Annotated in this window: 21 protein-coding genes; 15 read left to right on the plus strand and 6 right to left on the minus strand. The window is 61.2% G+C overall.

From position 1 onward, the window contains the following. The first annotated feature begins 1 nt into the window (after position 1). The 4 genes from EPJ54_RS03585 to EPJ54_RS03600 all read left to right on the plus strand — a co-directional run bounded on the left by EPJ54_RS03585 (position 2) and on the right by EPJ54_RS03600 (position 4,101). Positions 2 to 970 carry a hypothetical protein gene (locus EPJ54_RS03585; protein WP_135210287.1) on the plus strand — a complete coding sequence of 323 codons (969 nt, stop codon included), beginning with the start codon at positions 2 to 4 and terminating at the stop codon, positions 968 to 970. Between the two features lie 238 nt (positions 971 to 1,208). Next, complete coding sequence (locus EPJ54_RS03590) at positions 1,209 to 1,931, plus strand: hypothetical protein (RefSeq protein ID WP_135210288.1); 723 nt, start codon at positions 1,209 to 1,211, stop codon at positions 1,929 to 1,931. Positions 1,932 to 1,941: 10 nt separating this feature from the next. Continuing rightward, positions 1,942 to 3,318, plus strand: coding sequence for a hypothetical protein (locus EPJ54_RS03595; RefSeq protein ID WP_135210289.1), 1,377 nt, complete (start codon positions 1,942 to 1,944; stop codon positions 3,316 to 3,318). Between the two features lie 93 nt (positions 3,319 to 3,411). Beyond that, complete coding sequence (locus EPJ54_RS03600; protein ID WP_135210290.1) at positions 3,412 to 4,101, plus strand: hypothetical protein; 690 nt, start codon at positions 3,412 to 3,414, stop codon at positions 4,099 to 4,101. 244 nt (positions 4,102 to 4,345) lie between these two features. Here EPJ54_RS03600 and EPJ54_RS03605 read toward each other — a convergent pair whose 3' ends face one another. Beyond that, positions 4,346 to 5,185, minus strand: coding sequence for an endonuclease (locus EPJ54_RS03605; RefSeq protein ID WP_167755553.1), 840 nt, complete (start codon positions 5,183 to 5,185; stop codon positions 4,346 to 4,348). 214 nt (positions 5,186 to 5,399) lie between these two features. On the opposite strand from EPJ54_RS03605, the gene EPJ54_RS03610 reads away from it, so the two are divergent. The 3 genes from EPJ54_RS03610 (at position 5,400) to EPJ54_RS03620 (ending at position 8,843) form a co-directional block, all read left to right on the plus strand. After that, complete coding sequence (locus EPJ54_RS03610; RefSeq protein ID WP_135210292.1) at positions 5,400 to 7,106, plus strand: patatin-like phospholipase domain-containing protein; 1,707 nt, start codon at positions 5,400 to 5,402, stop codon at positions 7,104 to 7,106. Positions 7,107 to 7,210: 104 nt separating this feature from the next. Then, positions 7,211 to 7,543 (plus strand): hypothetical protein, encoded by a 333-nt coding sequence (locus tag EPJ54_RS03615; protein ID WP_167755554.1) that lies wholly within the window; start codon positions 7,211 to 7,213, stop codon positions 7,541 to 7,543. After that, positions 7,527 to 8,843 carry a hypothetical protein gene (locus EPJ54_RS03620; RefSeq protein ID WP_135210294.1) on the plus strand — a complete coding sequence of 439 codons (1,317 nt, stop codon included), beginning with the start codon at positions 7,527 to 7,529 and terminating at the stop codon, positions 8,841 to 8,843. Before EPJ54_RS03615 ends, EPJ54_RS03620 begins: the two co-directional genes overlap by 17 nt. Positions 8,844 to 9,390: 547 nt before the next feature. Here the strand turns inward: EPJ54_RS03620 and EPJ54_RS03625 are convergent. After that, complete coding sequence (locus tag EPJ54_RS03625; protein ID WP_135210295.1) at positions 9,391 to 10,131, minus strand: endonuclease/exonuclease/phosphatase family protein; 741 nt, start codon at positions 10,129 to 10,131, stop codon at positions 9,391 to 9,393. Between the two features lie 253 nt (positions 10,132 to 10,384). Between EPJ54_RS03625 and EPJ54_RS03630 the strand changes: the two genes are divergently transcribed. After that, on the plus strand, positions 10,385 to 11,203 hold the full coding sequence (locus tag EPJ54_RS03630; protein ID WP_135210296.1) for a hypothetical protein: 819 nt from the start codon (positions 10,385 to 10,387) through the stop codon (positions 11,201 to 11,203). On the opposite strand, the gene EPJ54_RS03635 is transcribed toward EPJ54_RS03630, so the two are convergent. Then, a complete protein-coding gene (locus EPJ54_RS03635; RefSeq protein ID WP_167755555.1) occupies positions 11,200 to 12,957 on the minus strand; it encodes a toll/interleukin-1 receptor domain-containing protein in 1,758 nt (585 codons plus the stop codon). The two genes, EPJ54_RS03630 and EPJ54_RS03635, sit on opposite strands and share 4 nt — an antisense overlap. 227 nt (positions 12,958 to 13,184) lie before the next feature. Here EPJ54_RS03635 and EPJ54_RS03640 point away from each other — a divergent pair, with 227 nt between their 5' ends. Both EPJ54_RS03640 and EPJ54_RS19690 read left to right on the plus strand, forming a co-directional pair. Continuing rightward, entirely contained in the window at positions 13,185 to 13,499 is a 315-nt protein-coding gene (locus EPJ54_RS03640) for a hypothetical protein (RefSeq protein ID WP_135210298.1), read from the plus strand. 470 nt (positions 13,500 to 13,969) lie between these two features. Continuing rightward, the gene (locus EPJ54_RS19690; RefSeq protein WP_167755556.1) at positions 13,970 to 14,143 is read left to right on the plus strand and encodes a hypothetical protein; all 174 of its coding nucleotides are present in this window, start codon (positions 13,970 to 13,972) and stop codon (positions 14,141 to 14,143) included. Between the two features lie 55 nt (positions 14,144 to 14,198). Here EPJ54_RS19690 and EPJ54_RS03645 read toward each other — a convergent pair whose 3' ends face one another. Then, on the minus strand, positions 14,199 to 14,426 hold the full coding sequence (locus tag EPJ54_RS03645; RefSeq protein ID WP_135210299.1) for a hypothetical protein: 228 nt from the start codon (positions 14,424 to 14,426) through the stop codon (positions 14,199 to 14,201). Between the two features lie 179 nt (positions 14,427 to 14,605). On the opposite strand from EPJ54_RS03645, the gene EPJ54_RS03650 reads away from it, so the two are divergent. From EPJ54_RS03650 to EPJ54_RS19700, 3 genes are all read left to right on the plus strand, one after another. Then, positions 14,606 to 17,371: an AAA family ATPase gene (locus EPJ54_RS03650; protein ID WP_135210300.1), complete on the plus strand. Its 2,766-nt coding sequence runs from the start codon at positions 14,606 to 14,608 to the stop codon at positions 17,369 to 17,371. A gap of 314 nt (positions 17,372 to 17,685) precedes the next feature. Beyond that, positions 17,686 to 18,000, plus strand: a complete 315-nt coding sequence (locus EPJ54_RS19695) for a single stranded DNA-binding domain-containing protein (RefSeq protein ID WP_167755557.1) — start codon at positions 17,686 to 17,688, stop codon at positions 17,998 to 18,000. Next, positions 17,997 to 18,173, plus strand: a complete 177-nt coding sequence (locus EPJ54_RS19700; protein WP_167755558.1) for a hypothetical protein — start codon at positions 17,997 to 17,999, stop codon at positions 18,171 to 18,173. The genes EPJ54_RS19695 and EPJ54_RS19700 overlap by 4 nt, the downstream gene beginning before the upstream one ends. A gap of 392 nt (positions 18,174 to 18,565) precedes the next feature. On the opposite strand, the gene EPJ54_RS03665 is transcribed toward EPJ54_RS19700, so the two are convergent. Both EPJ54_RS03665 and EPJ54_RS03670 read right to left on the minus strand, forming a co-directional pair. Next, positions 18,566 to 19,327, minus strand: a complete 762-nt coding sequence (locus EPJ54_RS03665) for an MT-A70 family methyltransferase (protein ID WP_135210303.1) — start codon at positions 19,325 to 19,327, stop codon at positions 18,566 to 18,568. Next, the gene (locus tag EPJ54_RS03670; RefSeq protein WP_239590741.1) at positions 19,260 to 19,874 is read right to left on the minus strand and encodes a BglII/BstYI family type II restriction endonuclease; all 615 of its coding nucleotides are present in this window, start codon (positions 19,872 to 19,874) and stop codon (positions 19,260 to 19,262) included. Before EPJ54_RS03670 ends, EPJ54_RS03665 begins: the two co-directional genes overlap by 68 nt. A 180-nt stretch (positions 19,875 to 20,054) precedes the next feature. Between EPJ54_RS03670 and EPJ54_RS03675 the strand changes: the two genes are divergently transcribed. Together EPJ54_RS03675 and EPJ54_RS03680 are read left to right on the plus strand one after the other, a co-directional pair. Then, the gene (locus EPJ54_RS03675) at positions 20,055 to 21,584 is read left to right on the plus strand and encodes a DGQHR domain-containing protein (protein ID WP_135210305.1); all 1,530 of its coding nucleotides are present in this window, start codon (positions 20,055 to 20,057) and stop codon (positions 21,582 to 21,584) included. Next, positions 21,581 to 22,912 carry a hypothetical protein gene (locus tag EPJ54_RS03680; RefSeq protein ID WP_135210306.1) on the plus strand — a complete coding sequence of 444 codons (1,332 nt, stop codon included), beginning with the start codon at positions 21,581 to 21,583 and terminating at the stop codon, positions 22,910 to 22,912. Before EPJ54_RS03675 ends, EPJ54_RS03680 begins: the two co-directional genes overlap by 4 nt. Positions 22,913 to 22,916: the final 4 nt, after the last annotated feature.

Genomic DNA, 22,916 nt, shown 5'->3' on the forward strand with positions numbered 1-22,916 from the left:
CATGACGGCGTATCGTGATATCGTCAGCGCATCGACTGACGATGACCAATTCCAAATCCTGCATCACCGCAAAAGCCTCGCGCTCATCGAGGACGGTGAACAGGTTCGCGCTTATCTGCGCGCGATCGAGCGCACGTTTAAGACTTACGCACCCGAGGGCGCCGCGAAGCTGAAGCTCCTGGCGCAAGTGCGCCGCGACGACCGTGAAATCATCAAAGGCGCCAGCGTGCTGTTCACGCCAGAATCCGCACCAGGGCGCCTGTTGGCGCTGACCGTCGTGTTGAACGGAGTCAGCAAGCACGAGCGCACCGCTTTTCACGGCCGCACGGTCGGGCAGGACAAAGCGCGCGGCGTGCTCGGCGTACGCCGCCCCATCGCCGACGATGTGCAAAACCGCGTGCGCATGAAGCGGATCAAATTCGTCGGCGGCGACCTTTATCTCGAATTGCTCGACGCCACCGCTGGCGAAACGCCATATCTTTATACGGGCGATGAATGGCGCGATACCACCGCCGGCGTAATTGTGCCCAAACCGATGGCGCCGCGCGCGACGGCGACAAAGGCCGAACGCGCCTCGACAACGCCAACGCCCGCAAATGACAGTGGTCTAGCGGCGACGCTCTCAGATCGCGCGTTGCGCACCGCGAGCGCTGCACTTCTCTCGGTGCTCGCGTCGACCATGAGTGAGGCCGCGGAAGCCAACGCTGCGCCTGCGGAGGAGCCGACGACGACAGATTTCGTCGGCGGCGAGCTGGCGCCGGTGGATCCCGCCAAGGAGATCACCGTGCTCTCGCCGCTCGACCAGAGCGCAAACCTCTCGCAGCCGCGCGAGTTCAGCCGCCATGAAGTGCAGCTCGACGTCTCCGCCGAGGTGTCGAAATGGCTGAAGCCATTTTTGGGCTCGTTCGACGTTTCGCTGAAGGGGTCATCCGCGCGCTATCGCGAAGGTCTTGATCCCAAGGAGGAATAGTCCGTCATCCGCGTCGCGCGCTAAGGCGCGCGGCGCGGATCGTCTCAACCTCGATCACTGGCGCCCGCCCTACCGACAATTTTTTTGCGTCGCCTTCAAGCAGCAGCTTTGGGGCGCGTCCTTGGGGTGGTGAGGGCTCTCGGCGGTCACGCTAAAATGGAATAGTGCGATGGGTTCATCGTCAGATAAAATCAATGCGGCGCTCGCGAAGGCGCTCCGTAACGTCCCGGGCGAGGCGTTGCGCACCATGATTCTCCATCCGGAGTTTCAGACAATTCTGCACGATCCCCGACGCGGGATACCTGCAGGGCCCGTATCGGAAGACGTCGCTTTTGGCTGCTGGGCGACGGTCGTCGCCTTCGCCTACACTTATCTAGGCGACTCCAACACAATGTGCGGCAATGACCCGGCCGAGCGCTACGCTATCGCCGCGCAAATCGGCGAGACCTTTCTCGAACGCCGTTTCCCCGGTATGAATTTGGCGGCGCCGTTCGCACCAGATTCCCTGCTGGGGTATTTGCGGACGTCCGGATATCGCGGCGTAAAGTCCGCAGGCAGAAAAGCCGTCGCCGCAAAAAAATACCAAGACGCCGCAGCACAAGAAGCCGATATCGCCGCGAAGGCAGAAGACCGATACCCGCCACAGGTGCGCCACACCGAAGAACGCGAATTGTCCTTTACGGACGTTCAGGGGCTTTTGACTTCCATCGACATCTCCGACCGTCCAGACGCCGCAGCACTCGCGGATCTGTGGCGTCTAGAAGGATCGCAGAGCGTCCGCATCGAACGCGATACGCTGCGCAATCACCCCACCTTCTCCGACCGCGACCCGCCGCTCTCCGATTCAGACGTAGAGACGCTGCGGGCGCTGCTGGTGCGCCGCCTAAAGGCCCGCCACAGCTCTCAACTTAAATCCGCGCTTATGACCGCGCCGACGCCCTTAAACAGCAAATCCGAATGAAGAGCACATCATGAGCAAGAACCCTATCGACGACTTCGTCGACGGACTGCGGCGACACGCAGAAGCCGGCAAGGATCCTCATTTTCTCGACAAAGATGCCCCCCCTGAAGCGCCCGATGAAGAGATCGCCGCCCAATTGGACGACGCGCTGACGCTGTTTGAGAGCACGTCCGGCGTCGACGATGCGCGCATCTGCGCGGACGCTGCAAATGCGATTGCGCGCGCGCGCTCGCGGGCGCCGCGCGCAGCCGTGAAGCCTGAGCCGCAGCCGGCGTGCGCGCTGGCGATGCATCTGACGGCGGAGAACGATCTCGTCGTGGTGCCGATGCCGTCGACCGACGCGCCGCGCGTCAGGACCGCGCCTTCGGCAGCGTCGCGTGTCGCTTATGCGTCGTATGCGAGCACGCCGAAGACACGGTTCTTTGTCTATCGCTACGATCACATTGCCGATTACGATCAATTGGCGACATTCTTCGCGCGCGCCCAGGATCGCGACAGCGCCTCTATCAACATGGCGTTGCTGCGCCGCGCCTCCTGCCCCCGCGCCATCATCGTCACCAAACTCGATCCGCTCGGCCGGGCCACCATCCACGGGGCGAGCGTCGTGGGCGACCTGGTCGACAATTTCGAGGGCATGGGACTTGTGGCGCCGTTCGTGTCGTCGCGCCGACTTGACATGCAGGCCCGCACGCGGGCGATCGAATTGATCGCACGCGCCGATTTCTATTCCGAGAAAAAATCGGTCTTCTATATCGCCGATGGCGCTGCACGCACCGATAGTCTGGCGCTTCAGGCCTCCGGCGCCCGTCGCACCTTTCCTTCCAGTCCTTGGCTACAATTTCTGCTGCCGCTCTCGTGCGAGCCCGCCTTCTATCAATTGCGTTCGCGCACGCCGCTCGGTGAATTGCCGGGTCTGGCTAACCTCTCGCCCCTGCCCAGCACCATCGACGCGTGCCAAGCGCTTTGGTCGAGCGACAAGAGTCGGCGCACTCCTAAATCCTTTTCCTTGTTCAACCTGCTGCAATTGAGCGTCCATCGCAGCTATTGCATGGACACGGGCGCGTTGGCCGCACGCGACATGGTCCAGAATCTTGCTCTCTTCCCAACGCTCGCCGGCGACGACGAGCAATGGACGCCTGCCTTCGGACCATTGCTGCGCCTCAGCCAAGCGGCGGCGGCGCAATGTGTGAACGACAACATTCCCGAAGAAGGTGCAATCTGGACCTCGATGCGTCTGCGTAAACTCAGCGACGCGGTCGCGGCGTGGGAAGCGCGCACGCCAACGGCGCCGATCTCTGCGCTAGAGAACGCACCTGTGTTCGGCTTCGGCTTCGAAGAAGGCGGCGCGCACGCGCAATTGCCGCGTGAAGTCATCGCAATCGCTTAAAGTGAAATAATCTCATCGTGAGCTTCAAGCACCTGCGTCGCCGTGCGTCTCTTTTTCAAACGCGGCGCAGACCGCTTGGCTTGGAGAGACGAGATGAACGCTTTGGTGCCGGTGTCCGCCGTGAAGAACGGATACCGCTTTGACTATATCGACAATGCGCGCGCCGATCTGGAAACCCGCCTGCACATCGAGCGTCGCCTTGACCGCGACGTGCGCGCGGACGCCAGCTGGAACGCGTTCTTTGGCGACTATCCTGTCTCCGCGTTTGCGCTCACGCACTTTAAGTTGGGTGGCGATCGGCTGACGACAAGCCGGAAGGCAACCATGCTGATCGCAGAAATCAGCGAGGGCATCTATGTCCTCGGACCGCCCGTCTTGGCGTCGGATGCGCCCGCCACCTATGTGCGCGCGATGCGCTGCCAAGTCGCGCACGCCCTCGCCAATCTGGGCGCCACAATCATCATCGCGGTGATGGCGCCGGGTCGGATCGATGACGACCTCTTTTTGCGCAAGAGCGGCCGCTTCTTCGAGGATCACGCCATTGATCAGGCATTGATGGACGCCGCAGGCGCCGCTTTCATGCATGTGCACCTGGACATGCCCGAACGCGGCTTGTTGGTGGCGCGCTATGACATCGCGCGCGCCTATCAACCGGTGCGCAGCCCGCCGCCGCCTTCATCGGCGGGCATACGCCTCGAGCGCTTCGGTTTCCGTGGTCGGGTCCGCGCGCCAGGCAACGTCATCGACGGCGAAGGTTACGCCGATTGGGCGCGCAAGGATTGAACGGGATATGGCCTTCGGCTGCCCTCAGTGACGACGTCGTCGATGAGGCGAGCGGCTTCGATCATCAACCGCTTCGAGCTTGGCAAGACTTCGAAGTGAGGGCGACGACTCTTGCTGCCACACATGAGACCGAGACCCGTCATTTCAAGCCGGTGTAAAGCCGACAACGCGCCTCGTCGAATGAGGGTAGATGCCATTTCTCCGTCGTTGCGACCTCGTCGTCGACGGCGCCAAGCTTAGGATTTCATGACGCGACGTCGCGCGGCGCCACCAACGGGTTCCAAGATTCCGTCTGGTGACGACGGATGCGCTGCTCACGGCGCAGCTCCTGCTGATCGGGCGGATCGTCGTTGGCCCATCGCAGAAGAAGTTCTTGGTCGGCGATCACATACTCAAACGGCAGACCGTAGACGTAATGCATGTAGAGAATGGCGCGGGCGATATCGCCGCGCGCGCTGTCGGCCGGCTCGACATAGGTTTCCTCATCGATGCGGCCGCGTTCGAAATCATCGCAGATGTCGGAATAGTTCGGATTGGTCGTGCCCTCACCGTCGAGCTCGGCGTAAGCAAGGTTACTGCGGCTCTGGTTCATCGGCGCGTAGGCTGGAAAGAGATTGTAGAGATCTGCGGCCGCCGCCTTGCAAAGGCCAGCGTCAGTGTCCGCTGCCGCGACGCCCGGCGTCGGCGTGCGGCAGGAGCGATTTGTATAGCCGAAATGGTCGGCGATGCTGTCGGCCGGGTAGACGTGCTCCAGCTGCATTTCGACGTCGTTGGTCATCTGCACAGCGGCTTCGGCGCCGGTGAAACGCGCGCGGCAATAGAGTTCGACGCCGCCGCCGCTATAGACCTCAAGCCAAAGCGTCTCGCGCACGCGCGTATTGTATTGCGTGAATTCCTGCTGCGGCGCTGGCCAATCCATGCCGTCGAGGCGCGCCCAGGTGAGACGCGGCCGCGTCGTCATCATGCGATCGCCGGCCGGCGCCGACATAGTAACGGCTTGCGATGGGGATGTGGATGAAGTCGCCGGCGCTGAGGCGCACGCAGCAAGCGTGACGCACATAAGCGAGAACAATGCGCGATGCATGATCGATCCTCCCGGTTTTTTCGCTAGCATATCTCCAGTTGCAGCGCTATCCACAAGCTGGGGAGTCACGAAAGACTTTCGGCACGTCGATGCGCCGGCGGCGCGTGTGAATTCACGCGGCGCGCATCGAGGCGACCGGCCAGCATCATGCGGCACGCCATGCGTCAGAACATCGAACGGCGCTTCACAATAATTGAGCGCCGAAGGAGCGCTCATGACTTATTCCGCAGAGGCGATCCTCGCCGCGAAAGAGACTTGCGATCTCGTGATGAAGGGCGGAGTTACCTCGGGCGTCGTCTATCCGCGCGCGATCGTGAAGCTTGCGCACCGCTATCGCTTTCAATCGATCGGCGGCGCGTCGGCCGGCGCGATCGCTGCGGCCTTCACCGCCGCTGCCGAATATGCGCGGGTCGCGCGCGGCGACGCCGGCGGCTTTCTGCGCCTAGCCGAACGCGCCGAGGCGCTCCCTGCTCTTCTTGAGGACCTGTTTCAGCCGACGCCCGCGCTGAAGCCGTTGCTCAAATTACTGAAAACCGCGACGAGCCGCGGGTCGACGCTCGATCTGATCGGCGGCGTGTTCAACGCCTTTCCGGCCTCGATCCCGCTGGGTGCGGCGGCGATTGGCGGCGCGTTCTTTCTGTTCGGCGGTCCCATCGGCGCTGTCGTCGGCGCACTCCTTGGCGCGGTCGCGGGCCCGGGCGTGCAGATCACACAAAAGATGCTGACGGCACTTGAGAAGAATGATTACGGCATTTGCCGAGGCCTGCGCACGCCAGGGTCGGACAAACCGGCGCTGACGGAATGGATTCACGAGAGCCTGCAATACATTGCGTTCGGCCAAGAGAAACACGCGCCGCTGACGTTCGGCGATCTTGAGAACGCCGCAGGCGAAGGCAAGCGCGGCGTAAAGTTGCGAATGGTGACGACCAATCTCTCGCTGCGGCGACCTCACTTTTTGCCCTATTTCGGCAGCGTCAAGATCGGTTTCAAACTGGACGAGTGGAAGAATTACTTTCCCGCCGACGTGATCGCCGCGCTCGCTGAAACAACGCCTGGGCCTCTGCATACATCAGCGCCCGACGTGCTCGACATGGTAGGACCGAAGAATCTGCCGGTGGTGGTCGCCACGCGGATGAGTCTCAGCTTTCCCGTGCTGCTCTGCACCCTGCCCGTCTACGCGATCGATTATGCCGAGAAGGAAAAGAGCGCAGCACTGGGCTTGGCGGCAAAACCCTTGCGCGTGCGTCGCTGCTTACTGAGCGATGGCGGCGTCTGCAGCAATTTCCCGATCCATTTCTTCGACCAATCGCTGCCGCAGCGCCCGACTTTTGCCATCAGTCTCGATCCGCTGCCCGACGACATGAAGGATGCGCCGCGACGCGCCTACATGCCGGCCACCGCCGATGAGGGAAACGCGCTGCCGGTCTGGGAGTTCAAGGGGCTCGGCGGCTTCGCCATGGCGCTGCTCAATTCAGCAAAGGATTGGCAAGACACATTACAATCGTCGCTGCCCGGCTACCGCGATCGGATCGTGCGCGTCGCTTTGCTTGAAAGCGAAGGCGGCTTGAACCTCGCCATGGCGCCGGCGACAGTCGCTAAACTTCTGAAATATGGCGAGGAAGCCGCTGACGCGATCGACAGCACCTTCGTGCTGCGTGAACATCAATGGCGACGCATGATGGCGTCGTACCAGGCCTTGTCCGACTTTGCCGACGGTGCCGACAAGGCCTGGGAGCACCTCCGCCCGCTCATGATCAGCTATGAGACCGAAGCCAAAAGCTATCAGCGACTGAAGCCCTATTTTGTCGATGTCGTTCGCGGCTACGATGCCGTAGCGGCGGCCAATAAATTGTTTCCAACAAAGCCGCCGCGCTCGCTCTCGCCGCGACCACTCGTGCGGCTGCGGATTCAAATCGACTGAGCTTGATGTCGTACGCATTACACTTGCGCGCGCGGCGATAGGACTTGTCGAGACGCGCTATCTAGGGTTGACTTGACCGCTTAGCGTGCGGGAGGGGCATGACGATGGCGAAAACGATTGGCTCGTTCGAAACGATCGCTGCGGTGCAAGCAGCCTTTGCTCAAGAGCTCGATAGCCTCGGGAAGAAATACAAACCGTCCGGCAAGTGGGACAAAGCTTACGGCTTTCAGAGTTCGCGGCTGTTGGGGACGTTTCTCGGCGCAGTTGCGGTGCGATTGCGCCAGACCTTCAAGCCGCACGCCAACAAACTCAAACTTGAGCCTGACTCCAGTGAACTCGCCAGCCTCTATGCGCAAACCGCCGACCAGACGGTTTTCTGGGCGCACTCGGCCCTGAACAAGGTTCTTTCGGTGAACACCAATGCCAAGGTCGTTTAAACTCAGTGCCGCGGCCCTATGCGCCGCGTTCGTCACCTCCCCTGCGTTCGCGCAAGGGATCCAGGAGCACATCCCGGAAGAGGCGTGCGCGGCCGGCGGCCAAGTGCCGCTTGAACTCGTGTTCGAGCATGCCTTGCAGGCCCACGAGGTCATCTTGCTTCAGTCGGAGCGGCAGAATCTGGCCCGGTTCGGGGAAAATTCAGTTGCGCTCGTGCGCGACAATCCCACGGCCGAGGGGCTTGAAGGCCAAGCGCTTGCGCGTTGGCGTCTTGCGTTCTCGGCAACCGCTTTCATCATCAACAGTGCTGAAGACGGCGCCGAGGATTCCGAGCGGACCCATGTGGTCGTGGATCGAAGCGCGCCCGCTAGCCGCGAGGCGCGCGTGCGCGGGTTTCTCTCGCTCGACGCCAATTGGCTGCACGTGGTCTGCGCGCCGCCGGAGACGCCGGTCGCGCCCGTAAGCGACACACCCGTGCGTCAGCGCCAAGTCAATCCCGCGATCACCTATCTCGGGCGCATTCAGATCGCCCGCGATCTCGAAGGCGCGCAAGCCGATGCGCGGAGCGATCGTTCGTTCGCGACTTTGTCAGGGCGCGACGACCGTGAGACAGGCGAGCAGACAGCTTCTTTTGAAGGTGTGGCGCTTCTGCCGACGATCTCGCGTCCCTTCGGCAATGCGGAGCTGCGCCCCTATCTCGGCTATCATCGCACGCACTCGTCGACGTCAGACAAGGAAATCAATGATCTCAGTTTTGGCGGTTTGCTCTCGTTTTACGAACAGACCCCCAACGCAAGCGCGCTATTACCTGACGGGCATTTCTTCGACGCGTCTTTTGATTGGGAGACCGACGACGGTTTTGAGTCCAGCGTGACGACGGCCGAACTCACCTACAACCCGATCTGGCTTGGCCGCTATGGCAACGAGTTTCGCATTCAAGGGTGCCTCGGCGGCGAGTGCTCGTGGGATTTGACGTTCGTCGCCGACTTCGCCGAAGTGGGCGATCCAGGGGCGAAGACCGCCCTGCTCGACATGGATCAATACGGGCGCATCGGCGGCAATCTCGAACTCGGCTATTATATTCGAACGCCGGTCGGTGTGATTTCGCTCACTGGCGATTATCGCGTGCGCGACGCCTTCACCGAGGATGGCGGCGACGCTGATCGCTTGGTGGCGGAGCTTGCGCTCACGCCAAGCGACACCGGACGCTTCAAGATCGGTCTGGAATATGTCACTGGCGAAGATCTGACGAGCTTCGAGGTGGAGGATTACACCGCGCTCGCCATCGGCTTTCGCAACTGACACGCCGATGCAAGCGGACGCGCCCTCGCGTCGAGCGCCTCCGTGTATTGCCTAATGCGGCCTCGGACCCTCGAGCGCAGCGGCAGCGCAAGCGGAGGCCCTTTAGTGCGGGGCGTCGCATGCGTGCGGACGGGCGCGACCGTGATGGACGGAGATCCAATGGCCCTGGGGCGGGGTTGGGATGTCATGGCGCTTGCAGAGCTTCTTTAAGCCCACATCGGTGAGGCCCAGTTCAGGGGCGAGCGTGTTGAGGGGTTTCGTCCAGACGAGAGCGTGGAGCTCTGAGCGGGTGAGAGAGATTGGGCGCATGTCGTCTTGAGGAAAGACGAGTGAGCGGGGTGGGATTGGCAGCCGGGCGGAGAATTATTTTGGGCGTCGCCCGCTAAGCGCGGGCCCGCGCTCTAGTCGCTGCGCGACCGAGCCGCGTGCCGCGTCTCGACCCTGGCGGGCTTCTATCGCTGACGCATCCCAGACACGGCGCCGTTAGACTTTGCCGGTCCGCGTCGATCGCTCGCGCGGATGCGCGATATCGCTCGACGCCGAACTGCTAGCCGAAATCGAATTCAGCGATGATAGGGTTGTGGTCGCTGAGGCTGAGCCAATCGTCACCGGTCACGACATGGCAAGCGCGAAGGCGCGAGAGCCAGTTGAGCGGCACGAAGAGACCATCGATATGATAGGCGATGCTTGGATCGCGCGACCAGCGCAGCGTCTGGGCGAGCGGCGCTTCGGGATTGGCCGAGCGCCAGCAATTGGCCAAGGCGAATTCGATGCGGAGGCGTTCCTGGATGGCCTGCTCTTGGGCTTTGATCTTGCGGCTCTCAGATGCAGAGGGCGGCGAGATCGTTAGGTTGAAATCGCCGCCGATAATCAGATGTGCGCCATCGGCGAAAGGCGCCATCGCGTCGAGCGCCGCATGCACAAGTTCGACATAAGAGACGCCGGTACGTGTGGGGGCGTGCAGCGAAAACGCACGCAGCGGCCGCGCATCTCCCAACGTCTTGGGCGCATCGATCTCCGCCCCGACGATCCAGCCTTCAAAGCCCGGCACAGTCAAAGTCTGGCGCACGATGCCGCGCACGATCACCGCACTCCCCCACTTCAGCTGCTTCGCGCCTGAGCTTGCCGCACTCCAGGTGCAATCGATCTCGGGATCGGTTGCAAACAAATCCGTTGGATCGGCAGCTTCCTGCGCCAGGAGAATGTCGGGCGGCAAGGCGTTCTCTATGCGTCGCCAATGAGACGGCCCGCGTCCTCCAGAACGCATATTGTACGTGGCGATCTTCATTTCTGGTCGCTTGTGTGGCTGGCGCAGCTTAGCGGTGGCGACCAGCGGCGAGAAATTGGTTTGAGGAGGCCAAATCGGGCTCCAGACGAGATGTCGCGAACTCTTCATGAGTAAGCGACGCCTCGGCCAAAGGACAACAGAAGCCGGCAAACTCCGGTGTTCGTGGACCAGCAAGCGTTTCGTCGCTATCGATGGCTGTCGCCATGCCGGTATCCGGCGTTGGTGATCTCGATTGTCGGACAGGAGGGATCAGATGCGGGCATGGCCTTTGGTGGCGGTTGTACTGGTCGCAGCCGGCGTTTGGTATTTCTGGCAGAGCAAGAGCGACACGGCCGGTGCTCCGCCGATCTCCCTCGCGTCTAATGAGACCGATTCTGCGGGCGTCGGAGAAACCGGCGTCAACGCTTTACCGATGGCGGACGCGCGCAGCATTAGCGCCATGCGTTCACTTTACCCCGACGCCGATGCAACAACCGGCGTTCTCATCGGTCCCGGACGGCGCGGGGAGTTCGGCGCCGCCGGTCCGATCCCGCAGACCGCGCCACTCTTTGTTATTGGCGGCGTGGATACCCCTATCCTGATCACAGCGACAACCTCGGATGACGCCGCGCATGCCGAAAGCGGGTTTCTGTCGGCCTTTTATCTCAGACCCGCAGCAGCCGGCGGTTACGATCTCATCTCCGCGCACCCCGACTTCGGCGGCCACGGAGAGTATGGACGCAGCGGCGAGGCTGAATTGATTACATTGCACGGAGAGCCCGCCCTACTCAGCCGGTACAGCGGCGGCGGGATGGGCTGCATCGTCGAACTTGCGCAGATCTATACGTTCGGCCCCACCGGCCCAAGAGAGATATTGGCGCGCGAGTTCGTGTCCTACCGGAACGACGGCATCGGCGGCGAAGGCGACGAAGTTGTCGGTATCGTTATCGATCCGCCGGCCGGGTACGACATGGCTATCCGATTCACTGGGAGCTTCCTCGGTGATCGTATCGACGACACTGTGCTCTATCAGATGCAGTCGGGAAGTCTCGCACCTGTGAGAGGCGAGAACCCTCTCGCGGGCGGCTGTTAGCGTCGCCAAAGATCGGCGAAGGATTGAGGCGCCTGCATCCAGCCTGCAGGCGAAAGCAGCCCCCTGCGCGCGCAAAGATCTTGTGTAGCGCTGGGCAGCGCATCAGCCCAGCGTGAACGACATACATCCTGGCGCACGTGCGAGGACGAGGCCAGCAGCATGTCCATCTCCGCATATTCGACGAGATCGATCACGCCGTGACGGGTTTGGCCCCGCGCGCTCAGCACTACAAATCGTCCGCCGGGACTGAGTTCGATGCCTCGTCCGTCATAGCTCCACTCCTCAACAAAGGGAGCGCGCATCCACCTCTCGGCATAAAAAATCATGGGACCTTCTTCCCCAATCGCGACAACTGCGCGGTCAGACTGCGCGAGAATGCGCTCAAGGCCAGAAGCCGGGGCTGGGAAGTGCGCACGCAGACGCGCGCGATCATCATTTTCGACGACATCAGAGAGCTGAAATGCGCCAAGAGACCGCCGCTCCGGCGGGATCGCAATGACGGCGCCGTCCATTGCCTGCACAATGAGGCCGCGCCCGTCAGCGCAATCAACCAGGACAGAATCACCATCGCGCGCGCGAAGGTCAGTCACACGGCAACCAGCGTCGATACGGCGCAGAGGGCGCAAATCGGGCCACGACAACACTGCCATCTCGCCCTGGATATCGGCGCTGATCAGATGATTGCGCGCTCCTGGAAGCAACGTCAGCCCCACAATTGCGCTATCATGCATCGGATGTTGGGCGAGAAGAGCGCCGTCCCGGTCGAAGGCGGCAACGTTGCCGTCGGCATCGGCGGATGCAATGCGGTCGCCGCTAACGGCGACGGCAAACACTGCACATTCATTCCAGATCGTGTCGGCCTTGTCATTGCACGCGCGGGTCCAGCTGATGGGCGCCATTTCCCTCGTTTCCGAAGCAAATCGCAGCAGCGAGCCATCGCTCAGACCGATAACGGCAAAGCGCTCGTCTTCCGAGAACCCGGTCGCAGATATTTCGGCCGACGTACGCAGCAAAGCTGCTCCTCGAACAATATCACCCGCCGCCAGGTTCGCGCCATCAGGCTCAGCGCGGAGCACTGCCGCGACAGGCGAAAGCGCAGCAAACGCCTCACCCCGGCGCGCCAGATCGCTGCGACGTCCGAGTTCTGCGACGGTTGAAAGACCTGTCAGGACAAAGAAACCAACGGCAACGCCGAGCAGCACACGCTGCACGAGACTTCGCTGACGCTGGGCTTTGTCCCTGTCACGCAGAACGCCCGGGCTCACGTTGATTATACCCGCGATGAGCTTGAGCAACGCGTACCGGAATCCGTCTTTGCCGGAGCGAGCATCTGCCGCGAGCGGTTCAGGACCAAGTGCGACAGGCAAACACGCACGCGTGCGATCCTTGCCCGCCTCATCAGCCGGGACAGTTTCTGCTATGATCGAGAATATCCGTCCGCCCTGCGGCAGCGTCTTGAAGTACTCGATCTCTTTTTGCACCCATTGACTGGCGGCCGCAGCGCTGGAGCACACAACGATGAGAGCCGAAGATGCGCGAAGGCTTGCTTCAATGCCCTCGCTCAGCTGCCCGGCGGCGAGCTCTTCACGATCACGGAATACGGGATAGATCCGATTCGACTTGCCGCCCTCAGTGATCCGCACCTGTCCAAGTGACTTCGGCACTTGGTAGACTTCGAGCGTCCGGTGGAGGCGCTTGGCGAACGCCGCGTCGATGCTCGAGTATGATATGAAAGCGGCGTAGCGGTACGGCATGTGGCGCGGACTATACCAGCCTGACCCAAGCCTGAAAGCCGGTAAACTTCGCCCCGATCCTGTCCCCTTTAGCCTCAGCATCGCACGCGGTCGGGCGTGCGCAAGGCCAAGCCTCACGGGCGCGTTCCGCGCGCCTTGCGCCCGCCCTCTTCCCGCGTGCGCTCGACATAGGCGTCGCGGGGACGGCTCGCGGCGCGCGCCGGCGCGATCCGGCTGGACTGTCTGCCATGCTCTCCTTTGCTCTTTCCGGCACGATCGGCTGCGTGCTGACGACTGCACCCGATGAAGTCACGCTTGCCATCTCGTCTCCGCTTAATCGTCCAGACCAATCACCACGCGCGGCCTGGGTGATCTGCGTCGCACGGGATCATGCTCTGCGTGCGCGTATCCTGGAATGCTTTCGCCCGGGCGATCTTGTCCGCATCGAAGGCGAGATCGAGCAGCGCCGCCGCCAGGTTGGCGAACTTGCCTTCCATAGCGTGGGCTTTGTTGCCCAGACGATCGAGCGCCTGCCCTCTCCGCACGATGGAGAGCAATCATGAGCCGGCTTTATCTCACGGCGCGCGAGCATGCGGCGCTTCTTGAACGCCAGGGCGGTGTGCTGCGTTGCGGATTGCGAGGAGACCGGAGACCTGATCGCGGAACATTCAACGCCGAATGCACTCAAGGCCGGCAAGCCCGATCAGCTGATGTGCGTCGCCTGTCACAAAGTGAAGACGTTGCGGGACGTGAAGGCGATCGCGAAGGCTAAGCGCCTCAACGGAGAGACGTCGAGCCAGTATGAGCGCCGGAAGAGATATGGATCGCGGCGGCGTGGGCGTGGGTTTGAGAAGCGGAAATAGACGTCAAAAGTATCCCAATAACGGCTGTTCTCGCATGCGCGCCGTATAGCAGTCGTCGACCGTCCGCTATACGGCGGAAGCGGTCGTGGTTTGCGTGACTCCGCGTCCCTCGGCCACGCACCTGGCAGTACGTCAGCTCATCGCTGCAATCGAATTTGGCCGCCGGCAGCGTGGCGGCGATTTACATCGTCGACTTGGACTATCGACAGATCAAAGCCGGAGAGACTGCGCGCCCCGCTTGGCAATTGGCGGGTCTGGCCTTCTTCGTCGGCATGCTTGTGTCCGTTGCGACCGTGCCGCTCATGCTCGGCGCTCATCTCGCGCTTGAGCAGTTCGGGTACTAGCTACCCCGCCTCTCCGCGGCCTTACACGCCACCGACACGGCGATGTGCTCAACGCCTAGCCTTCGAGCGACGCGGCGCAACCCGGCGACAGCCTGCGCGAGAAGATGGAGGCCGGCCTCGGCGAGATGACGCATTTCGCCGTCGTGTTGACGCCCACCTCGATCACCAACGCCCGGGTCGCCAAGAGATCGATGTCGGGCGGCATCACTCGGTTGGTCGCCGCGCCGAATGAACAGCGCAATCTGCTGTCTTGTACGGACGGGGCGCGATCGCCGCTCGTCATGCGCTCGCCTCGGATCCCTGGCGTGGTGTCCACCTCATTTGTACAGACCAGACGCTGCGCTTCGCCCGGAGCGACGGTTAGACGCCGAGCACACACCCAGGCGAGATGGAAGCGCCCGTCGCAATCGAGGGTAGCAATCTTGTCCCGCTCCGCTAAACCCCATGCTCGGGTGAAACATCATGACGATCAAATTCAAAGATACCGGCACGTTCGCCGAAAACCTCGCCTTGTTTGACGAGCATCTGCGGTCACTGGACCAAGATCTGGCTTACGACTTCCTGGTCGATGTTCAGGCCCATGCGGACGGACGGCTCGACCGAGAAGCCGTCCTCGATCACCTGATGACAGCGATCAAGACCGCAGAGGCCGCAAAGGAGGCGAAGGCCGAACAGGCCGCTGCCGCCGGAGCGGAGAGCGGCGCCAGCGAAGCCGGCGCGAACGAGGTCTCGCAGACGCCGCCTTTTACCGCGCCCACCAAAGCGACCGTCGGCTGGCTCCTCGAGCAACTCGACATCGAGGGTTTTCGGGGCATCAACAATGAAAACGCACCGCTCATCCTCAAATTCAAAACGAGCGCCGTCAGTTCGATTTCCGCACCCAACGGCGTCGGAAAGAGCTCGATCTTCGACGCCCTCACCTATGCGCTGCGCAAGAGCATTCCGAAGCTCGACGATTTGCACGCCGCGGAAAAAGGCCGTGACTACTACCTGAACCGCTTTCACAGCGGCGGAGTCGGCACGGTCATCCTCAAGGTCAAGCCGACCGACGGCTCCGCGTCGATCGCCATAACGGTGAAGCTCGACGCCACGGGCAAGCGGACAGTGAGTGCAACGAACGGCGTCGATGGTGAAGCTCTGCTGGAAGAGCTCTATCGCGAGTTCGTTTTGTTGGACGGGCAAACCTTCCAGCGGTTCATTAGTGAAACGTCGCTGAACCGCGGTCGCAATTTCGCGGGGCTGCTCGGTCTGGCGCAATACGCCGCCATGCGCCGAACACTCGACATGCTCTCAAACACGCGCGCGTTCAATAATCACTTTGACCGGACTGCGGTGGACGCGCGCAAGAAGGCCGCCAGCCGATCAATCGCAGACGTGTCCGCGCGTATCGGGGCCGACTACGAAATCCTGATCAAGGAGCCGCTGGAGCCAGCGACCGAAAGGTCCGACGCGCAAGCACGCTGCCATAGCGCTCTCAGCGGCATCCAGGTGCTCGCCAAGCACTGCGACGGCCAGACTTTCGCCCAGGTCGATCTCGACGCCTGCCTGAGCACCATCATCGAGGAAGAAGGCGGAGAAACGAAGAAGCGCCACGGCGAGCTGACGCAGACGATCTCGAACCTTGAAGAGGCCGAGAAGAAGGGAGCATCGGAAGCGGAAGTGGAGGAGCTGGCCGCCATCGCCGCGCGCCGCGACGCTGCGGTCGCCCTCACGGCGGGTGACTTGTTGAACGAAGTCTATCGCGCGAGTGAGAAGGTGCTTGTGCAAGCCGCCTGGCCGAGCAGCCGTTGCCCCACCTGCGACCGGGATGACGGCTCTTCCGTGCTGGACCTCGTACATGCGAAGATCGCCGAGTATGAGAAGGTCGATGAAGAAACCACGGCCGGCGTCGCGGCGTGGACGGCTGGCTCCTGGGCTGAAGTCTCCGCGTTGGGCAAAGCCCATCTGCCGGTGGCCGATGTTGAAGCCCTGAAACCGCTTCTCGCAAGGGGAGCCAAGGGCGAGCTGACTGCGGCGGATGCAACGACGCTCGCCACCCACCTCGCGACGATCCGCACACAAATTGCGACCTCACTCGCGGAGGCGCGCACGGCGCGCGACACCCTGGCCGGCACCCTGCCGCCATCAATGGCCGCCGCCACCAATGCCATCAACGTCAGTCGTCGGCTCCAAACGCATTGGAGCGACGTCGCCAACCACGAAGAAGCCCATGCCCGCGAGAGCGCGATCGAAGACCGCATCGCTCGCATCAAGACCTTCGTCGATGGCGCGAACACGGCCTTCGCCGGCGCCGAGAGCGCAATGGCGAATGAGCGCCTACAGAAGGTGCTCCCGGTTTGCCGCAATCTCTTCAAGGCGATCATGGGCCAATCCGTTGTCCCCGGGCTGGCCAAGCGAACCGGCACCGAAGAAATCGCGATCAGCCTGACGGAGTTCTGGTCGCTGAAGGATGTCTCGGCCCAGGCTTTGTTGTCTGAGAGCTTCCGAAACGGGTTCGCGGTCTCGGTCTATCTGGCGGCCGCGTCGCTCTACGGCGGCGCGCCCAAGTTCATGATCCTTGACGACGTCACCTCGAGCCTTGACGCCGGACACCAGCTCAATCTCATCGACGTCATCCGACTGCAGTTCGCCCGCCCCGAGGTGGCAGACGGTCCACAGATCATCATTCTCAGCCATGACACCATGCTGGAGAAGCTGTTCAACACCAACGGCAACAGCGCGGGCTGGCAGCACCAACGCCTTGAGGGGACGCCGCAGTTGGCGGTGCTCCCGCAGACGGGGGCGATCAACAAGGTGCGCGATGGAACGAAGGACCTGCTGAACCAGGGTCGCGCGACGGACGCGGCACCCTTCATCCGGCAGTACCTCGAGTACCAACTCAGCTTCATCATCAGCAAATGTCGGATCCCGGTGCCGATCGACATTGCGTACAGCGATGAGCAGAAGATGGTCGGCAAGCTTCTAAAAGCCGTCCAGGACGCGGTGGCTTTGCACAAGAAGGCTGGCGATCTGGTTCTGGAGCCGGCGCAGGAAACGGCGCTTGACCAGCGCGTGACCAGCATCACCAGCAATTTCGTATCCCACTGGGCGACGGGAAGCAGCGGCGCCTACTCCGCCGCCGCGCTGCAGACCGTTCTGGCGGCGATCGAAACCCTGGAAGACAGCTTCCAATATGAACCGACGCCCGGCGCGGCGAAGGTTTGGTATTTTTCATTGTCGAAACGCTGAAGCGCCGCGCCGTCGAATGCCGCACGCCCGCCTATAACTGAGTCCGCTGCGGTCGACGGAATCGCCCACTTCCGCAAATGCCCCGAAGCGGCCCCAGCGTGCTTTGACACGATCGGTTGGCTGGGCCCGCACGCACACGCCGCGCGCCCTCCCCGCTCCTCATCTGCATCGCACGCGGGCGGCCCCGCGCAAGGGCAAGCCCTCGGCGCTGACGCGCCCTTGCGCGCGTCCTCGATCCCGCGTGCGCCAAACGCAAGACGTCGCGGGGACGGCTCGCGGCGCGCCGCCGGCGCTTCCGGCGTCGGATCTCCTCCATGCTTTCATTCACGCTCACCGGCACAGTCAGCTCTGTCCTGACCAATGCACCCGATGAAACGACGCTCGTCCTTGAAACACTGGTTGCACGCACTGACGCCCAACCCCGCCTGTCATGGATATTGTGCAGCGTTCGCGACGCAGATCCGCGCAAGATCGCGGCGCAACATCTTCGCCAAGGTGATCAGGTCCGGGTCGATGGCGAGATCGAGCAACATCGCCGCCAGGTCGGCGAACTTGGGTTCTTCAGCTTGGTCTTCATCGCTCGAAAGATCGAGCGATTGCCTGAACCGATCACAGGAGCCGGCCAATGAGCCGGCTCTATCTCACGCAGCGCGAATACGATGCGTTGCTCGAGGCGCAAGGCGGCACGTGCTGCGTCGCCGAGTGCGAAGAAACGGAAGGCCTGATCGCCGAGCACTCAACGCCCAACGCTTTGCGACCTGGCAAGCCGTATCAATTGATGTGTGTGGCCTGCCACAAGTGAAAACCTTGCGCGATGTGAAGGCGATCGCCAGGGCCAAGCGGCTCAATGGCGAAACGTCAAGCCAGTATGAGCGACGAAAGAAGTTTGGTTCGCGATTGAAAGGGCGTGGCTTTGATAAGCCCGGCTAAGTGGCTGGGGAGCGGATCAATGACGACCGGACTCCAGTGGCGGCTGGATGAGAAACGGGGGTCACGTCAAGATCAACAATGGATGCTCTTGCGCGATCCTCGCCTTGATCAACAATTCGCCCGCGTGCGACGCTTGAAGTACCGAAAGCTCGGACCAGTACTTATTCTCTAAACTTTTGCGGTTCGCGTGCCAGTTGGCGTGGGCCAACGCTCCTAGACCCAAGCCGCGCATATGTTCGTGCACGTTCTCGGCTAGCAGCGACACTACGCGGACTTTCGTTTCTTGGATGGCGATGGCTTGCGACGTTCACTTGTGGCCTTCTCAGTTGCCTTTTTCACTTTGCCAATCGAAACCACATTCGACTGACTGTGATTAGAGTACGTGTCCCACGTGGGAGCATAGCTTTCATCAGCTTGATTGCCCCAAAGCGCCCATCCAGGACGTGTCCCGCGCGCGAAGAGCTCCAGATACGGGCCAGGGCTACATGCCTCGATAATCGGGAAAATCTCGTCCGGCTTTCGCGAGTGCTCACGCTTCCTCGTCGCGAGAAGATTGACCTGACTGCGCCCAGGTCCAAGGGTGCGTGCATTCTTCCCGCGCACGCCAAATAACAAGATCTCCGTGACATTCCGAAAGTAGAATCCAACACCGCGGCCGTCGGACCCGCCATCCTTGCGCACCTTGTGCCAAATGATGTTCGATTTGTACTTGAACCCCCACGCCTCCATGACGCGAAGCCCTTCGGGCAAGAGCGCGTTGGGTACCCACAAGTAGAGGTGGGCGGTGTCTGCCGAGACCATGCTAACGGGCAACGCGCAAATCTCTTCGAGCGTCATCGTCTCATATCGTGAAAGCCTCCGGTGCTCTGGAGCGACCTTGCCTGTGCGATTTTGGAACTGCCAAGGCGGATCCGCCAGGATTGTGGAAAAACGCTGCCCCTTAGTGAACGCCAATAGTTCACTCGCCGGCGTCTTCTCCAGGCTCAAAGCTAACTGAGATTGGCTCGGGCGTTTCATCTTCGACATAGAGATTCCTCGTAATCCCGAATACTAGAATCGGGCATCCACCGCCACCGCCGCCCTGAATCTTCGGCAAGAGCTTCGACATATGAGTGGTTGACGCACCGTAGCTTGCGCCACGTCCTAGCTGCTTGAAGATGTCCTGCAGGTGGTCAGAGCGTGTAACGATGACTCCGAGGTCGATCACACGAAGTTCGAACAGCAGCCGAAAATTATTCAAGTCTCGATCGTAGAATGGATCCTTGTTATTCCACTCGAGCTCAAGCGCAACCCGCCCCTTGAAGCAGTCCACGGAGTGCGTGGGCGACGGTGTAACTTCGCCGTCGACCTGTATCCCGGTGCGAAACTCGCGCTCCGTCCAGCCTCTCTCATTGAATGGCTTCTCAAAGCGATCCGAAATGAAGGATCGATTCCCACCCGGAATAAGTATCTCGCTCCGCAACAAGCGGAATGACCGAAGACAATCTAACAGTTCCCGCCATTCCTGCGGACAGGCAGTGGACATCACGCCTGCGGCATTGCGCCATTCATGCACCTCATAGAGGTCAGCCAAATCGCCAGGAATGAGATGTGTCGTGACCATCCCCTGAGATGCGCACGGAGCCCGATTCCCTTCCAGTCGTTTTGCTCGTTGGCAGCCCCCCAGGGTCCGCGTTGAAAAATCTAGCGCTTGGGGTCACGCCCGACCGAAAAAGGGCTGGCGGTTCTGAGCGCCGTTGCTACCGTAGCGCGAATGACTGACGCAGAGAGCAAGCAGCAACCACCCGAACGGCGCAGCATCCCGGCGCTTCGCGTAAATCAGTGGCGCGCAGGCTGGGAAAATGTTGGCTTTTCCGAAAAAGCACATCGCCGCAAGCCGGAACCCAGTTTCCTGCTTTGCTCGATACCTGCCGTCGAACTCAAAAGTCTTTGTGGCGTGAGTCGGCGTGACGCCACCAATCCTACTCCGCGAGCTCAGGACCTGGGGATACAGCGCCAGCACGACGAGAAACGCTCTGAGGAAATTTCTCGCTACATCGAATATGGATTCCCTTGGTCGACCCTCTCGGATGCTCAGCGCCGCAGCAATGCGTATAACTCGATGCGCAAGCCGGGCTGGCTGCCGACCGCAATTGTCGTGAATATTTTGCGCGACATCGACCGACGGCCTCTCGGCGGATCGGTAGCGGCAGAGGACCTCATTCAGATCGAAGATGCAGGCGCGATCGCCTCGCTGAAGTTGCCGTACTCAGCATGGGTACCGTCGTGGCGCCCATCCAATCTCCCGCCAATGGAGATCGTTGATGGGCAGCATCGCCTGTTTGCTTTTGGAGGACAGAACACATCATTCGAATTGCCAGTTGTGGCCTTCTACGGACTCGACATTAGTTGGCAGGCGTATCTGTTCTGGACCATCAACATCAAACCTAAGCGCATCAACGCAAGCTTGGCGTTTGACCTTTATCCGCTACTCCGCGGCGAAGATTGGCTCGACAGCACCGATGGGCACCCCGTGTATCGCGAGACACGAGCTCAAGAACTGACCGAAGCGATGTGGTCACACCCTGACAGCCCTTGGCTTCACCGCATCAATATGCTTGGCCAGAAGGACACAGGCGGCGTCACCCAATCCGCGTGGATAAAGACCCTCACCGCAACGTTTGTGCGCCAGTGGCGTTCACGCGGGTCAAAACTCGGCGGCCTATTTGGCGGCCGATATGACGACGACGACGAAGTTCTCGGGTGGAGCCGAGCACAGCAAGCCGCTTTCCTCATCTATGCGGCTCGGGCACTGCATCGTGCGATCACGAATACGAACGCTGACTGGGCTCAAGATTTACGTCAAAGTTCTGTTGCGAAGAATAAATCAGACGACGCCGCGTTTTACGGCCCCTACGCGTTGATCAATACGGACCAAGGCGTCAGAGGATTTCTGCACGTCCTGAACGACCTTTGTTTTGCAAGCGCTTCCCGCCTCGCGCTCGACAAGTGGGCCGCTGACGAGGCAGCGGGAGCCGCGGATGAGACAGCGGTGAGCAATGCCTTGAGGGGGATTAGCGAGCAAAAAATTGCCGGTGTGCTGGATGACATAGCCAAGAACCTCGCCACCTTTGATTGGCGTTCAAGCGCCGCCCCCAACCTGTCCGAGGAGCAACGCTTGGCAAAGCTCGCTTACAGAGGAAGCGGTGGATACCTAGAACTGCGACGGAGAATTCTAGAGCACCTCGTTTCTAGTAGCTCGACTTTGAAATCGATGGTCGAAAGAGTTGAGGCGCTCGCTTGAGCCTGAGCGCCGCAAATTCCAGCATGATTCCGCTCGCCTCAACCAAGGCGATTGAAGACACGTTGGGTAGCGCAACTTCCACAATTCGCGCGAAACGGTGGCTCTCGCCAGCCAATCGGTATCGCCTAGATACAATCATGCGTGTGGAAGCAGACCGCCAGAGCGGAACGATCAAACGGGGCCACCTCGCACAATACATCGCCGTTAGTACGCTTCTACATTGCACTGATGGATGGTCGTACCTGGGGCGCTCGCTCCAGGCGCTCATCAGCGGAGACTCAAAGAGCGCCATCCATCTCGCCTACTACGCAGAGCTTCGTGCCGCGATGTCTATCCTCGCGTGTGAAGGCATCGGCGTGATGAACACGCGGCATTTCATAGTTGATGCGGCAAACAGCGTACGCGAACTTCCAAATCCAAAGGGCACGCACAATTTCGTATGGGATTGTATTTCGTGGTGGGCCAACGACGTTCGCTCGGGTCCGTACCTGGCGAACCTCGTGCGACCGGGAGGGCAATCTTTGGAGACATGGTTGGCACCGCTAGGCGGAAGCACAATTATCTCTGCGCATGCGCAGCATTGGTTTCTCCAATGGGGCATGGACCTGATGTTGATGGGCGACGACCAGCGCGCTCGCAACGAAGCTAGCTATCGTCCTTCCGGAATGACTGGCCGCGCGGAGCCATTGCTCAAGGATGCACTCGCCTTCGTAATCGACCTCTGGTCGGCGCTGGAGACGAGCCATTCCGCAGGGTTTGACGAGATTGATCGATACATCTTGCGACTAAGCCTCGAGAAAGCGTTCCTAGGCCGCACCGGCCTCAATCCACGCCTGCATCGCAAACGTTTTGAAGCCTACATTCGACCCTGCGTCGCACAGCACGCGTGGTCCCAGGCAAGCCAAGACGCTTGGTTTGATTTCCTGAGGCGGAAAACCGCCCGAGAAGACTCCAAACTCTTCCACTATTCGCAGCTTTCGCCAGCCTCAACGAAGCACGCAGAACTCGCAGTGATATCTCGTGCCTGTTTGCTCCTTCGTATCGCCTCGACCGCAACACAGCGCGTATTCGAACGTGCCGGCATTGCAAAAGCAGATCTCGAATTCTGGAGAGACCAAGTCGGTGTTCATCGCGGCTTCTGGGGACTGTCTGGCCCACCCACCCCCTTGACCGACCTCTGGGCGGACATTCGAGATCTAATAGCCGACCTGCGCTTGTTTGGCGCCACCAAGACCACCAACCACCATCAATTCACCATGGCTCATTCGACCGCCCTCACGAGCATCGGGAGCTGCGAGCGCGTAGCGCTCTGGACGATGGCTGGATAGTCCA

The sequence above is a fragment of the Vitreimonas flagellata genome (assembly GCF_004634425.1).
GTDB lineage: Bacteria > Pseudomonadota > Alphaproteobacteria > Caulobacterales > Aquidulcibacteraceae > Vitreimonas > Vitreimonas flagellata.